Here is a 13,387-nt window from a genome sequence, read left to right as displayed (position 1 = left end):
GGCTCCCCTCATTGCGGACGCGTTCAAGGCTCCTCCCAAAACCTATATATTTTTTTAAGTCACTATAATAAAGAGGTAGTGCCTGCAAGCGGAATTTGACTCTGTCGGCCTCGATGGGGCAATGTCGCGACATGTTGGACTGAGAGCCACATCGTGGCGGCAGCGCGCGAGCGCTTGGAAGAAAGCCGCCTCGCTGCCGTGGCTCAAATGGTGGAGTGCCTAATTTTGCTTGGTAGAGGTAGCAATTCGATCAAGCTTCGACACTATAACGAGCGCTTCGTCCTCTCGGAGATCCGGCGTCTCACCGAAGCATCGAAGTCCGACCTCGCCCGCATGGCCAATTTGACCCCGGCGGCCATCGCCGGCATCGTGGACGGACTGGAAGTCGCGGGATTAATAAAGCAAGTCGGTAAAAGAATCGGACAGCGCGGTTCTCCCTCGGTTCTCTACCGACTGGCGCCGCGCCGCAATTTCAGTATCGGGATCAAGATCGGCAGGCGAGCGCTTGATGCAGTTCTTGTCGACTATGCGGGCGAGATCAGCGCGCGCTACTCCCACGAGTATCGCTATCCCGATCCTGACCTCGTGCTGCGCGCCGGCAACGCGGCCCTGCGAACATTTCGGGAGCATGTCGAGCAGATCGACGATGCCGTGATCGTTGGCCTGGGTATCGCTTCGCCCTATTTCTTAGGCGGCTGGAGCGAGGAACTTGGTTTTCCAATGGACCTTGGGCCGCGCTGGGAAGCCATAAATCTCGCCAACTTTTTCGAGGTCGACGCTAAGATGCCGGTCTTCATCGAGAACGATGCTTCTGCCGCCGCCTTGGCGGAACTCACCTTCGGACCGGGCGTGGAGTTCCGCGATTTCATGCATATTTCAATCGACACCTTCGTGGGAGGCGGTCTGGTGCAGGGCGGCAAGGTTCACACAGGTCCTCACGGCAATAGCGCCGCGCTCGGGCCCCTTCCTGTATCCCCGTCAAGGCTTAGGCCTGCGTCAGCGACTTCGGTTCGATATCAGAGCCTTCTGCATCGAGCATCGATCTACGTCCTGATCGACCACCTCATGGCAAACGGCATATCCATCAACCGGGTACGCGAGCTCGACCCATTGCCGCCTGGCGCCCGCGAGCCGCTTGCCGAATGGCTTGACGACTGCGCCAGCGCCATATCGGAGGCGATTATCGCCATCACGTCGATCATCGACATCGAGGCGATCATACTGGACAGCATCCTGCCCCGGTCGATTCATCGCGAGTTGGTGTCCAAGGTTCAGAGCGAATTCAGCCAATCAAAGGCGATCGGCATTGTGGCTCCGCAGATTCTTTCCGGCCGCTTCGGACATGAAGCGTCACCGATCGGTGCGGCCATGCTGCCGTTTTCGGCCCTTTTCGTACCAGACAGCAGTGTGCTCATGATCGGCAAGGAGAAAAAGCCACTGCTGGGAAACCTCGCCGCACTCGCCGGCAGTTGACCCGTCGGATCAGTCTTGGCAAAGGCATCAGCGACCGGAGGCAAGGCAGGTGCCGCACTCGAGGCGGCTCCTCAAACCCGCGCTGCCGCATGACCTGGCCGCCAACATAACGCTGGAGGGCTTGCGCACGCTACGCGCCATCGCGCGCCAAGAAGCTCAGTCGCGCAAGACCAAAGACCGTCGCACCATCATTCGCCTTTCAGGCGGGTTCCATTTGCGGCTCTCAGCCGCCCGAGGTCTTCGCGGGCCATCTGCCGTCCGATCAGCCGGGCGATGTCGAACGCCACCCTGTCCAACCTCACCCAGGGCGCGATGTCCTCGCGCCTCTCTGCCTTTGCTTCCGGCCTGTCGTCATTGGCCGGCGCCGCCCTGCGGGCATAGGACACGTCGCCGGCCAGGCGAATGCCCGCCCTGTCGAGCAAGGCGAGGGCCGCAAGCGACGAGGTGATGCCGGCCTTGAGATCCGCTCGCGCCCAATGGCGCCACGAAACAGCGCCAGCGCCGCATCCTTGTCGAGCGCCGCTTCAAGACGCCTGGTCAGCTCGTCCGTCATCACACAGCCTCCCTCAACGCACCCATGTCGACCTTCGGCAGCGAGATGCGGCCGTCGGGCGCGTCGACGCCGAAAAGCGCGTTGTGCAGTTGCCCGAGCCCGATCGCCGCGGCTCCGATGATTGCCGCTCGCGAACCCAGCTCGCCCGTCTCGACATTGACCGGATAGGGAAAGCACTGCAGCAGGAACACCTTGACGCGCGACAGGATTTCCGGTCGCAGGCCGATCGACCCGCCGAGGATCACCTTCTCCGGATTGGCGATGGCAGCGATGGCGCCGATGCCACGCGCCAGGTGCCTGGCGATCTCGTCGAGCACGGTCTGCGCCGGCTGATCGCCGCCATTCGCGGCCTCGAAGATTTCCGGAACTGTCAGGCGACGGCCGGCAAGTGCTGCGTAGCGGTCCACGATGCCACGCGAGGCGACCGCGCGTTCGAACGCGCCGGTGCGCAGCGACTCCGCCTCGAAGGGATCGGCGCCGAGCGGCAGGAAGCCCATTTCGCCGGCGGCGTTGATCGCGCCGCGCACAAGATGGCCGCCGACCATCAGGCCGCTGCCGACGCCGGTGCCGAGCGCCACATAGGCGAGGTTGTCGATGCTCTGCCCCTGCCCGAGCCAGTTCTCGCCGAGCACGGCAAGGTTGACGTCGTTCTCCAGCATCACATCGAAGCCGAAGGCATGGGAAAAGGCGCTGACGACATCCATCTTGTCGAAGTCGGCGATGTTGGGCGCGAGCAGCACGCGGCCGGTGGCGCTGTCGGGGGCACCCGGCACGCCGATGACGGCCAGCTTGATCTTGTCGCGGGCGATGCCCTGCCGCGCCGCCGCCTGGAAGGCCAGCTTGGCGATCTGGTCGACGATGAAGCGGCCGCCACGCGGATCGGTGGGCGCGATGTCTTCCGCGAAAATCTCGCAGGCGAGATCGGTGATCGCGACGCGGACCTTGGTGCCGCCAAGGTCGACGGCGACGATGTAGGCCGCGTCATGCACGAGCTCGTAGGTGACGGCGGTGCGGCCGACATGACCGCTGGTGCGACCCGTCTCCTGCACCCAGCCTTCCAGCTCCAGCACGCGGACGATTTCGGAAATGGTCTGCTTGGACAGGCCGGTGAGCTTGGAGATCGATGCGCGGGAAATAGGCCCGCCCTGCACGATCGCTTCCATCACGGAGCGCTGCGAGGTGCGGTCGGAATATCAATCGTTTTGTAGGCGGCGAGCCGTCCAAAAGCTCGCTGAATAGCCCCCCCAACGTCGTACGACCCTCGAGCATTGCATCATTGCCGGCGCGAACTCGACGAAATTGACAACAATATTGATATTGATTGTATGGCGGATATCAGAATAATGTATAGTGCTTGAGAGGCTGCCTTTGTAAGCAGCCTCGGGGGAACACAATGACTTCCCGCCAAAGACCGGCGCGGCCGATCGGTGGAGCGGGAAGCACCCGGCAACAGCCCTGGACCATGGGAGGATCCACTATGCAAGCAGTCAGTACCGGCGCGGCGGCAGTGAAAACGCCAGCCAAGAAGCAATCGGTAGCACGGGTGGCGGGCGCCAGCCTGGCCGGCACCACCCTCGAATTCTATGATCACTTCATCTATGGATCGGCGGCGGCGCTGGTCTTTCCAAAGCTCTTCTTCCCGCAGACCGATCCGCTGATCGCCACGCTGCTTTCGCTGGCCAGCTACGGCGTGGCCTTCGTGGCGCGGCCGCTGGGTGGCGCCGTGTTCGGCCATTTCGGCGACAAGATCGGCCGCAAATGGGTCCTGATCGTGACGTTGCTGATGATGGGCGTGGCCACCTTCTGCATCGGCCTGCTGCCCACCTACGCCAGCGTCGGCGTGCTGGCCCCGTTGTTGCTGGTGCTGCTACGCATCGTGCAGGGACTGGCCTTGGGCGGTGAATGGGGTGGCGCCGCCATCATGGTCAACGAGCTGGATCCCGAAGGCAAGCGGCGCGGCTTCCTTGGCAGTCTGGTCCAGCTTGCAGCACCGATCGGCCTGCTCCTCGCCAACGCGGTGTTCGCCTTGATCACCTGGCTGGTATCGGAAGAGGCCTTCCTGAGCTGGGGCTGGCGCGTGCCCTTCCTGCTGAGCGCCATCCTGGTCGGCGTGGGCATGTATATCCGTGCCAGTGTGCACGAATCCGGCATGTTCGAGAAGCTGGAAGAGACCAGCGGCGAGTCGCGCGCTCCCATCAAGGAAGTGCTGAGCAACTACAAGAAGCAACTGCTGATCGCCTTCGGCGCGCGCCTGGGCGGCGACATCGCCTTTTACGTGTTCACGCTGTTCCTGCTGTACTACGTGCCGACCAAGCTGGGCCTGCCCAGGAGCATCGCGCTGAACGCAGTGCTGATGGGTGCAGTGGCACAGATCCTGTTCATTCCAGTGGCGGGCCTGCTGGCCGACCGCATCGGACGCCGTCCGGTGCTGATGCTTGGCGGCTTCGGCGGCGCGGTTTGGGCCTTCATATTCTTCTTGATGGTCAACTCCTCCAACCCAGCGTTGATCATGCTGAGCTCCTTCGTCGGCATGGTGCTGGTGTCGTTCATGTTCTCGCCGCTGGCCTCGTTCCTGCCCGAGCTGTTCGCCACCCGGGTCCGGGTGACAGGCGCCTCGTTGGGCTTCCAGTTCGCCGGCGTATTTGGCGGCGCTCTCGCCCCGCTGATCGCAGTCTCGCTGATCGATCGCTTCGGTAGCACCACGCCGGTGGCAATCTACCTGGCGGTGGTCTGCATACTGATTGCGCTGTCCGCCATGGCCGCGCGAGAAACCGCCCGCATCAACCTATCCGACGCGGGCTGACGCGGCATCCGCCCTGGCCACATCAGGGAGCGCGGCGGCAGCCGTGCTCCCTGTACATCCGAGCCAAACCAATGCATCCAATCTTGCGAGCACAGCCGAGTGAAACAGTTCGACATCATCATCCGCAACGGCACCATCGTCACTGCCAGCGACACCGTGCAATGCGATATCGCCATCGTCGATGGCCGCATCGCCGGGCTCGGCCATGACCTGGGCAGCGCCGGGCAGGAAATCGACGCCAGCGGCAAGCTGGTTCTTCCCGGCGGCGTGGATGCCCATTGTCATCTGGACCAGCCCGTACCGGATGGGCTGAAGATGGCCGACGACTTCTACACAGGTTCCATTTCCGCCGCCTGCGGTGGCACCACCACGGTGATCCCCTTCGCCGCACAGGAGAAGGGGCACTCGCTGCGCGCGGCGGTGGAGGACTACCACCGCCGCGCCGAAGGCAAGGCCGTGGTCGACTACGCCTTCCATCTGATCGTCTCAGATCCAACCCATCCCGTGCTCAGCGACGAGCTGCCTGCGCTGATCCGCGAGGGCTATTCGTCGTTCAAGATCTATATGACCTACGACGATCTCAAGCTGGGTGACCGCGAGATCCTAGAGGTGCTGTCGGTGGCCCGCCGCGAAGGCGCATTGGTGATGATCCACGCCGAAAACTCCGACTGCATTGCTTGGCTGACCGAGGCGCTCGAGGCCGTCGGCAGCACCGGTCCCAAGTTCCACGCGCTGGCGCGGCCGATGGCAGTCGAGCGCGAGGCCACCCATCGCGCTATCACCTTCTCGGAACTGGTCGACCTGCCCATCCTGATCGTGCACGTGTCAGGGCGCGAGGCAGTGGAGCAGATCCGCTGGGCGCGCGGCCGCGGCATGAAGATCTTCGCCGAGACGTGCCCGCAATACCTCTTTCTCACTGCCTCCGACCTGGATCAGGAGGGCTACCTCGGCGCCAAGTGCGTGTGCAGCCCGCCACCGCGAGACCGCGCCAACCAGGAAGTGATCTGGGACGGCCTGAGCGATGGCCTGTTCACCATCTTCTCGTCCGACCACGCCCCCTTTCGCTACAACGACCCGCGGGGCAAGAAGCCGGGCGGGGAGGAAGTGCCATTCAGCTACATCCCCAACGGTATCCCGGGGCTGGAAACCCGGCTGCCTTTGCTGTTCTCCGGGGGTGTTGGCACCGGCCGCATCTCGGTCAACCAGTTCGTGGCGCTGACTTCGACCAATCCCGCCAAACTGTTCGGCCTGCACCCACGCAAGGGCACCATCGCGATCGGCTCGGATGCCGATATGGCTATATGGGATCCCGAACGCCAAGTTGTGATCCGCAACGAAGACCTGCATCATGCCGTGGACTACACGCCATATGAGGGACAGTGGGTGAAGGGCTGGCCGGTGACCACGCTGGTGCGCGGCAAGATTGTGGCCCACGACGGCAAGGTTCTCGCGCAGGCCGGCCACGGCCGCTTCCTGCCGTGTGCGCTGCCGGAGATGGCCAAACCCCGCTATCGGACCGCAGGAGGCAACCTGTGAGCAACGCAAGCACCGCCGGAACCACACCGGACATCGTCGCGCTGGACGCCGCCGGCATCGCCGCGCACGTATGCGCCGGCCGACTGGACGCCGCGGACGTAGCCACCATCTTCCAGGCCCGCATCGAGGAGCGAAACCCCGAACTGAACGCCGTCTTCGAGCAACGGCCGGACCTGGTTCAGGCCGACTTGGCCGAATTGCGCGCGCGCCTGGCCCGTGGCGAGCGGCCGCTGCTGGCCGGCGTACCGGTCATCGTCAAGGACGTGATCTGGACCAAAGGCCGGTGCGTGACCCAGGGTTCGCAGCTATACCGCGACTTCGTCGCGCCGGAAGACGCCATCGCCGTAGAGCGCCTACGCCGGGCAGGCGCCATCATCCTAGGGATGGGCAATACCTCGGAGTTTGCATGCAAGGGCCTGACCACCAACAAGGTGTACGGGCTGACCAGGCACCCGGCAGATCCTACGCTGACCGCCGGCGGCTCCTCCGGCGGCTGCGCAGTGGCGGTGGCGGCCGGTATGGCGCCGCTGGCACTTGGCACCGACGGTGGCGGCTCCAGCCGTCGCCCGCCCGCGCATGCCGGCGTGGTCGGGTTCAAGCCTTCGTTCGGCGCCATTCCCGACGCGGTAGGCTTCCCTCACGCCTTCCATGGCATCCAGGTCATGGCGCCGATCACGCGCACCGTGGCCGATGCCGAACTGATGTTCCGTGCCCTGTCCGGCCCCGACCCGCGCGATCCGGCGACACTGGGTTTTGCCGTAGTGTCGGATGCACGCCCGCTGCATACGCTCAGGATCGCGTTCAGCCCGCGGCTCGGGCTTAACGTGCCGGTGGACGACGACGTGGCGGCCGCCTTTGATACGGCCGTCTCTCGCCTGCAGGCTGCCGGCCTGTCGGTCGAGCGTGCCGATCCCGTCTGGCCGGCAGGCACCGACGAGGCCGCCCTGATGCCGCTGCAGCATGTGGGCCTGGCCAACCTGTACGGTGAAGCTTGGCGCCGCGACCCCGACCTGTTCGACCCGGATGTTGCCCGCCAGATTGAGCGGGGGCTGGCCTGGAGCGGAGTGGAGGTGGCCCGCGCTCGCGAGGCCAGCCACAGCATCGGCCTCGCCGTGGCGGCCTTCTTCACGCGCTACGACCTGCTGCTTTCCGCGACCACGCCCTGCGTCGCGTGGCGCAACGACCGGTTGGGGCCGGAGCAGATCGGAGGAGTGACCGTAGAGCCGCGTGCGCACGCCGCGTTCACACCTTTCTTCAACCATGCGCAGGCGCCCGCCATTTCCGTGCCCTGTGGTACCGGCCGCGACGCCCTGCCGGTAGGCCTGCAGATTGCCGGCCCGCGCGGCTCTGACCTGCGTGTCCTGGCCGCCGCCCGCTTGGCCGAATCCGCCTTTGCCTCCTTACTTCACTCAGCCGCGTGAGTACGGCCCATGCCCGCACACAACCCCATGCGAATCCTGGTTCTTAACCCGAATACCAGCGAAGACATCACCGCCCGCCTGATGAGCGTAGCCGAACAAGCGGCCGCGCCCGGCACCGAACTGCACGCGCTCACGGCCAGCCGCGGCGTACCCTACATCGCCACCCGTGCCGAGGCCCAGATCGGCGGCGCGATTGCCTTGGAAATGCTTGCCGAGCACCATGCCGACTACGATGCCGCCATCATCGCGGCCTTCGGTGACCCCGGCCTGATGGGTGCGCGTGAACTGTTCGACCTGCCGGTTGTCGGCATGGCTGAAGCCGCCATGCTATCGGCCTGCATGCTGGGCCGGCGCTTCGCGATCGTCACCTTCGCGCGCGCTCTTGGACCGTGGTACGAGGAATGCGTGGACATGCACGGCCTGCGCGGCCGCCTAGCCGGCATCCGCATGCTGAACGGCGCTTTCACTTCGGTGTCGGACGTGCAGGAAGAGAAGGAAGCGCTGTTGATCGAACTGGCCAATCGCGCCGTAGAGGAAGACGAAGCCGATGCGGTGATCCTGGCCGGTGCACCGCTTGCGGGTCTGGCCGCGCGCGTGCGCGACCGCATCCCGGTACCGGTGGTGGATCAGATGGCCGCCGCCATCAAGCAGGCCGAGGCCCTGGTCGCCCTGCAACCGCGCAAGGCCACCGCAGGTACCTTCCGCCGCCCTGATGCCAAGTCCACCATTGGCCTGCCGAACGCGCTGGCGGCTCGTATCGAACATCGTAGAACATGATGAGATTGGGGCGGTCCTGTCTAACAAGCACTGCGGCAATCGACTGAGCTGTGGAGCACCACAACGACAGAAACTGTCCGTAGTGAGCAGTTGCCTCTCATTTCGCAGAATGGGCTTGCAAGCCGAGTGGAAGCTCTCAGATCTCCGCGAACACCGCCTCAAGGTCCACCTCTTCCTCAACCGGCAACTCCAGCTTGAGGGTGCTTTCCACGTGGCCGAGATGCTCTACCATCAGCTTCGCGGCGCGCGCGCCGTCTCCCGCCTCTAGCGCATCGATGATGTCGTCGTGTTCGTGATGCGGGCAGGACGGCAACCCGGGCGCGTCGTAGAGCGCGATCACCAGGCAGGTCAGCGAGCAGAGCTCGCGCATATACCTTCCCAGGTACTGGTTGCCAAAAATCTCGGCCAGCTTGCAATGGAACTCGCCTGAAAGGCGAATGATGGCGCGTCGGTCGTTGGCCTTGCGCGCCTGAGCTTCTTGGCGCGCGATGGCGCGTAGCGTGCGCAGGCCCTCCCGCGTTATGCTGGCGGCCAGGTCATGCACCAGCGCGGGTTCCAGAAGCCGCCTCGCATGCAGCACTTGCCTTGCCTCCGCCACGCTTGGGCTCGAAACGAAAGTGCCCCGGTTGGGGAGCACCGTTAGCACGCCTTCGTGCGCCAGCTTGGCAAAGCCGAGCCGCACCTTGGTACGGCTGACACCGAACACGCCGGCCAGCCTTTCCTCGACCAGCTTGGTCCCAGGCGGCAGCCGGTGCTCCCAGATCGCCGCCAGGATGCGCTCGGCGATTTCGTCGATGGAGGCTCCTTGAGCAAGATCACCATTGGGAGGGACGGCGGCATCGGCGCCCTTGGCATTGGGTGCTGCGGTGGCTCTTGGCATGACGAGACTCGGTTAGGTGAATATCTGAATGGAAGGCCATCCGGTCAGGCAGCCCAAGAAACAAAGGCAACCGCACCCGCCGGACATGGCGACACACATCAAGTGTATAACACACTGGGGCTTGCCGGTTGGAAACGCTCCTTCTTGGTGAGCGGGAAAATCGCGCGAAGGCTGTGGCGGTCGGCGATCTTGATGCGGTCGCTCGTTTCCAACCGCAACGAGCTGACTGCGATTCCTGCATGCCTCGCTGCATGGACGACGGGAGCGAGGGTGGAGCGCTTCACAATGTGATAGCCACAGCCGCCATCGTTTGTGGCAAATATGACGTGGACCTGCGACGGCTCGAACGGCGTGGCACCAAGAAGATCCAGTTCGGCCATCATAGTTGCCTGATACCGCGGAAGCCGTTGGCTGGACAGGCGACGGGTGAGCAACTGATTTCGGCTGAGGGCGATCACCAGCCGCTTGGCGGAGTTCTCCCAGGCACCTGCCTCGGAATGGCCAGCTATATGCGTTTCACCGCCTGTATCAGGCGGCAGCCATTCCAAGGCCACATCTTCTGTTCGGAGAAGGTTGGTCCCAGCATCATTAAGTTCGCTAGCGCGCCTTCTCCCGACGCGCGCAACCGCTGGTAGCTCAGTCGTCCACCATTCGAAGAGATCTTGGACCTGCTGGGCGCCCATCTGTAGTCCGTTCTCAACAATGTAACGTCTGCGTCGAACAGCTACACGACATCCATCGTCAAATAGCTGATTTCAGATTGCGGCAGTAGAGTTTCTCGCAGGTTGACCACAAATTCGTTTCGTCGACAGCTTGAGCTGCCATGCGATGAAGTGGCGAGGACGGGGGCATGTAACGGACGTCGACGTAGATAAGCCCCGCCTCGGCAGAGTAGCGCTCGTCGACAGCCCCTACCTATCTCGAGGCGAGTCCAGAAGCACAAGTCTCTCCCTTGCCGATTGAATGGCCTCCAGGAACAGGTCATGCTCAATTGATATTCCTTTATTTTTTCAGAATTAAAGAACCTTTCGCGCGCCCGATCAATGAACGAAAAGACGCAAACGCACAATTTGCCGCCATCTTCCTCTTGTGTAACTATCACACCGACATCTTTTCCTTCAAATTCAATCTCGACGAATAATCTATCAAAATTTTCGTCAGAATTAACGCTCATTTCGTATTTTCTATTCATGAAACGATAATCCACGATGAGATGAATTATTACTTATTTCCGAGTTGCTCAGCCTTTTCCGCGCTTCATGATTCCCCCGAACAAGCCGCACGCCAACAAATACTAACAATACGCGCACAACTTGTTCGGCGACGATCACGCAACCAAAACATCCACAAGTTTATTTGGAACGACAGAAGAGCACACTGGCTCCAAGACATAATAGAGGCTTGATCTGTGCTCTGCGGCGTACCCCCCATTGGGCGCGCTACGCTATGATCGACGACAGCCTCGACTTCCAACTCATGCCTCGGCGTCTGTCACTACAAACAGGTGGGAAAACACGTCTTCGCTTTCACGCGTTAGGCCGGCACGGAACACCGACTGGAGTTTGGTCGAGCGTGGTTAGGGTTATGGCACCGTAATCCCGGCGGCTGATTGAGCAGGGCAGGAAGATGCTGACAAACGACGACAGGACGGAAGGTGCCGCGAACATGCGGCGCGCGAAGGCTGGGAGGTTGCCGGCGCCTATCAGGACGCCGGCATCTCCGGGGCAAGCCTGATCCTGCGGCCGGGCATCCAGAAGCTGGTGCGCGATGCCCAATGCGGACTGTTCCAGCTGGTGCTGGCCGAGGCGCTCGACCGCATGTCGCGCGACCAGGCTGACATCGCCACACTCTACAGGCATCTGAAGTTCACCGGGGTGCCGATCGTCACGCTTGCCGAAGGGGCGATCTCCGAGCTGCATGTCGGCCTCAAGGGCACGATGAATGCCCTGTTCCTCAAGGACCTCGCCATGAAAACCCGGCGCGGCCTGCGCGGGCGCGTCGAACACGGCAAGTCCGGCGGCGGCCTGTGTTACGGCTATCGTGTCCTCAAGCGGCTCGACGCGCGCGGCGAACAGATCAAGGGCGAGCGCGAGATCGACGCCCGCCAGGCCGACGTCATCCGCCGCATTTTGCGCGCCTTCGCCGCCGGCACCGACTGGGACAGACGCCACCTCACTTAGGCCTTGGCGTCATGAGCCGGATGGGATGAGCAGGTTGGTCGAGACCTGCCAGCTCGAGGTCCGGCGGCATTTGCCGGCGCGCGCCGCCTTCATGGGCCTCACCGCCGACCAGCTGATCACGGCGTGGGCGACGCGGCGCAAACATCGGCTTGGAATTGCGGCCTGACCGACCGACAGCCCGACCGGCCCTTAGCCATGGCCATGCAGGAGGACCTTGCGTGGCGGCCCGCGGCGCGGGCGGAAGCGTGCTTCCCGCCGACAGCCAACCCCGTCAGGTCGGATCAGAACTTGTAGTTCAAGCCGACCTTGATGTTTGAAAGGTTGAGGTCGTATGTATCCCCGTCGAACTCCTCCTCGCCAAGCCCGTAATAGGCGTACTCACTGAAAACCGACCAATTGGTATCGAGTTTCACAGCGACGCCGGCGCCAACCGTGTACCCGGTGTATGTGGGGCTGGCGGATCCTCCCGGCCACGTTACTGCAGTATCCGCCACGGCCAGACCGGCCAGGCCGTAGAGCAACACGCTGTCGAAGGCGATACCGCCACGGGCGGTCAGGCTGGCCAGCCAGTTGACCTCCATGGAGATGTTGGGAAATGGCCCGAAGCCGAAGTCGTAGTTGCCGCTTAGGCCAGCCCAGGAGATATCGCCCTGCACACCGAGCACAAAGTTACCGACCTGCGCTAGAGCGCCGACCTGGCCGCCGACGAGCTTGCCGTCAAGCTCGAAGCCTGCCTCAAAACCAGGAACTGGTTGCTGCCCTTGCGTCGCGGCGCCGTCAGCGAAACCAGCATGCAGGCCGACGTAGATCCCACTCCAGTCCGTCGCGCCAGCATACGCCATGCCGGCTGGCGCGGCCTCGGTAGTCACGTTTTCCGCCCGCGCCGTCCCCACACTCATCGCAATCAACGCAGTGGTCATCAAAAGGGCAAAACGTATCTTCAAGGGCCAATATCCTTCAATATATATCGCTTCAGTTTCAATACATGTCGCTTCAGTAGCGTCGTCTGACAGGCGCCGCCGCCATCGCAAAAAGTGTAGATAGTGTGCTGGATAGTCAGAACCTTTTTGTTCCGGCATGTCAACCAAGCAAAGCGATGTTTCCAAGTTAATCGAAATCATGGCCGCGCCGCAATCACGTTGACGGTTCTCCGCGCGATCTGGAGCAGTACGTCTCGTACCATCCGGCACTACACGATCGAGGAAGGCTACGAAGTTCGATCCGACGGCCGCCCGCTTCATTCTGACCCCCGGCGCCGGCTCGCGGCGAGATCGAGGCCATGCTGCATGGCGAGCTGGGCACGATCCTGAACTGGACGGAGCGGCAGGCAGTTGGCTCTGCAAACAAAAACACTCCCGGAGCTGGGCTCGCGGGAGTGTCTTCATCTTGGTTGCGGGGGTTGGATTTGAACCAACGACCTTCAGGTTATGAGCCTGACGAGCTACCGGGCTGCTCCACCCCGCGCCATTTTGAGCCTGTCCTGGCGACTTCGGACCTCTGGTGCCGGTGCTTGAAGCCCTTGCCCCTGGAGCAGGGGGGGGGCTTCAGCGGTCCGGCGGGGGCTGCTCGACCCCGCATTGAACATTTTGGCCTGCTTTCCTCGTTCATGTAGGGATTTTCCCACATTTTGCGAGGATTTCACCAACAGAAAGGGCCGCCCAATCCTTGCGAGACTGGCGGCCCGTTGGTCCCTTTGGCGGGCCATTTATCGTATTGAGAAGATTTTACATGCCCTTGGCAGACCTGGCAGCGACTTACTCTCCC

General features: G+C 62.9%; 11 protein-coding genes, 1 tRNA gene and 1 pseudogene. 7 read left to right on the top strand and 6 right to left on the bottom strand.

The window, feature by feature from the left end; all coding sequences use genetic code 11:
- Window positions 1–153: 153 nt before the first annotated feature.
- Window positions 154–1,473, top strand: coding sequence for an ROK family transcriptional regulator (locus AmiPiv_RS06350; RefSeq protein ID WP_340036497.1), 1,320 nt, complete (start codon window positions 154–156; stop codon window positions 1,471–1,473).
- A 188-nt stretch (window positions 1,474–1,661) separates the two neighbouring features.
- On the opposite strand, the gene AmiPiv_RS06345 is transcribed toward AmiPiv_RS06350, so the two are convergent.
- Window positions 1,662–1,895 carry a hypothetical protein gene (locus AmiPiv_RS06345; protein ID WP_340036496.1) on the bottom strand — a complete coding sequence of 78 codons (234 nt, stop codon included), beginning with the start codon at window positions 1,893–1,895 and terminating at the stop codon, window positions 1,662–1,664.
- A gap of 130 nt (window positions 1,896–2,025) precedes the next feature.
- A complete protein-coding gene (locus tag AmiPiv_RS06340) occupies window positions 2,026–3,192 on the bottom strand; it encodes an ROK family protein (protein ID WP_340036495.1) in 1,167 nt (388 codons plus the stop codon).
- A 296-nt stretch (window positions 3,193–3,488) separates the two neighbouring features.
- On the opposite strand from AmiPiv_RS06340, the gene AmiPiv_RS06335 reads away from it, so the two are divergent.
- From AmiPiv_RS06335 to AmiPiv_RS06320, 4 genes are all read left to right on the top strand, one after another.
- Window positions 3,489–4,829: an MFS transporter gene (locus AmiPiv_RS06335; protein WP_340036494.1), complete on the top strand. Its 1,341-nt coding sequence runs from the start codon at window positions 3,489–3,491 to the stop codon at window positions 4,827–4,829.
- 99 nt (window positions 4,830–4,928) lie between these two features.
- On the top strand, window positions 4,929–6,365 hold the full coding sequence (hydA, locus tag AmiPiv_RS06330) for a dihydropyrimidinase (protein ID WP_340036493.1): 1,437 nt from the start codon (window positions 4,929–4,931) through the stop codon (window positions 6,363–6,365).
- Window positions 6,362–7,786 (top strand): amidase, encoded by a 1,425-nt coding sequence (locus tag AmiPiv_RS06325; protein WP_340036492.1) that lies wholly within the window; start codon window positions 6,362–6,364, stop codon window positions 7,784–7,786. Before hydA ends, AmiPiv_RS06325 begins: the two co-directional genes overlap by 4 nt.
- Window positions 7,787–7,813: 27 nt before the next feature.
- Entirely contained in the window at window positions 7,814–8,563 is a 750-nt protein-coding gene (locus tag AmiPiv_RS06320) for an aspartate/glutamate racemase family protein (protein WP_340036881.1), read from the top strand.
- 136 nt (window positions 8,564–8,699) lie between these two features.
- Here the strand turns inward: AmiPiv_RS06320 and AmiPiv_RS06315 are convergent, their stop codons facing one another.
- Together AmiPiv_RS06315 and AmiPiv_RS06310 are read right to left on the bottom strand one after the other, a co-directional pair.
- Window positions 8,700–9,443 (bottom strand): GntR family transcriptional regulator, encoded by a 744-nt coding sequence (locus AmiPiv_RS06315; protein ID WP_340036490.1) that lies wholly within the window; start codon window positions 9,441–9,443, stop codon window positions 8,700–8,702.
- Window positions 9,444–9,541: 98 nt separating this feature from the next.
- Window positions 9,542–10,126 (bottom strand): hypothetical protein, encoded by a 585-nt coding sequence (locus AmiPiv_RS06310; protein ID WP_340036489.1) that lies wholly within the window; start codon window positions 10,124–10,126, stop codon window positions 9,542–9,544.
- Between the two features lie 963 nt (window positions 10,127–11,089).
- On the opposite strand from AmiPiv_RS06310, the pseudogene AmiPiv_RS06305 reads away from it, so the two are divergent.
- A pseudogene (locus AmiPiv_RS06305) lies at window positions 11,090–11,623 on the top strand (recombinase family protein); the annotation flags it as partial.
- A gap of 25 nt (window positions 11,624–11,648) precedes the next feature.
- Window positions 11,649–11,789: a hypothetical protein gene (locus AmiPiv_RS06300; RefSeq protein WP_340036488.1), complete on the top strand. Its 141-nt coding sequence runs from the start codon at window positions 11,649–11,651 to the stop codon at window positions 11,787–11,789.
- A gap of 115 nt (window positions 11,790–11,904) precedes the next feature.
- Here AmiPiv_RS06300 and AmiPiv_RS06295 read toward each other — a convergent pair whose 3' ends face one another.
- On the bottom strand, window positions 11,905–12,864 hold the full coding sequence (locus AmiPiv_RS06295) for an outer membrane protein (protein WP_340036487.1): 960 nt from the start codon (window positions 12,862–12,864) through the stop codon (window positions 11,905–11,907).
- A gap of 146 nt (window positions 12,865–13,010) precedes the next feature.
- Window positions 13,011–13,087, bottom strand: a tRNA-Met gene (locus tag AmiPiv_RS06290).
- Window positions 13,088–13,387 lie beyond the last annotated feature (300 nt).

This window comes from Aminobacter sp. Piv2-1 (assembly GCF_037625995.1).
In the GTDB taxonomy this organism is placed as follows: Bacteria; Pseudomonadota; Alphaproteobacteria; order Rhizobiales; family Rhizobiaceae; genus Aminobacter.
Note: the sequence above shows the minus strand (reverse complement) of the source record. Positions and strands in the feature narration are given on the sequence as shown.

Excerpts from the sequence above, each read along its gene's own strand:
- AmiPiv_RS06300 (WP_340036488.1), top strand. The coding sequence starts at position 11,649 with ATGAGCAGGTTGGTCGAGACCTGCCAGCTCGAGGTCCGGCGGCATTTG.
- AmiPiv_RS06310 (WP_340036489.1), bottom strand. The coding sequence starts at position 10,126 with ATGGGCGCCCAGCAGGTCCAAGATCTCTTCGAATGGTGGACGACTGAG.
- AmiPiv_RS06335 (WP_340036494.1), top strand. The coding sequence starts at position 3,489 with ATGGGAGGATCCACTATGCAAGCAGTCAGTACCGGCGCGGCGGCAGTG.
- AmiPiv_RS06295 (WP_340036487.1), bottom strand. The coding sequence starts at position 12,864 with ATGAAGCGGGCGGCCGTCGGATCGAACTTCGTAGCCTTCCTCGATCGT.
- AmiPiv_RS06320 (WP_340036881.1), top strand. The coding sequence starts at position 7,814 with ATGCGAATCCTGGTTCTTAACCCGAATACCAGCGAAGACATCACCGCC.
- AmiPiv_RS06315 (WP_340036490.1), bottom strand. The coding sequence starts at position 9,443 with ATGCCAAGAGCCACCGCAGCACCCAATGCCAAGGGCGCCGATGCCGCC.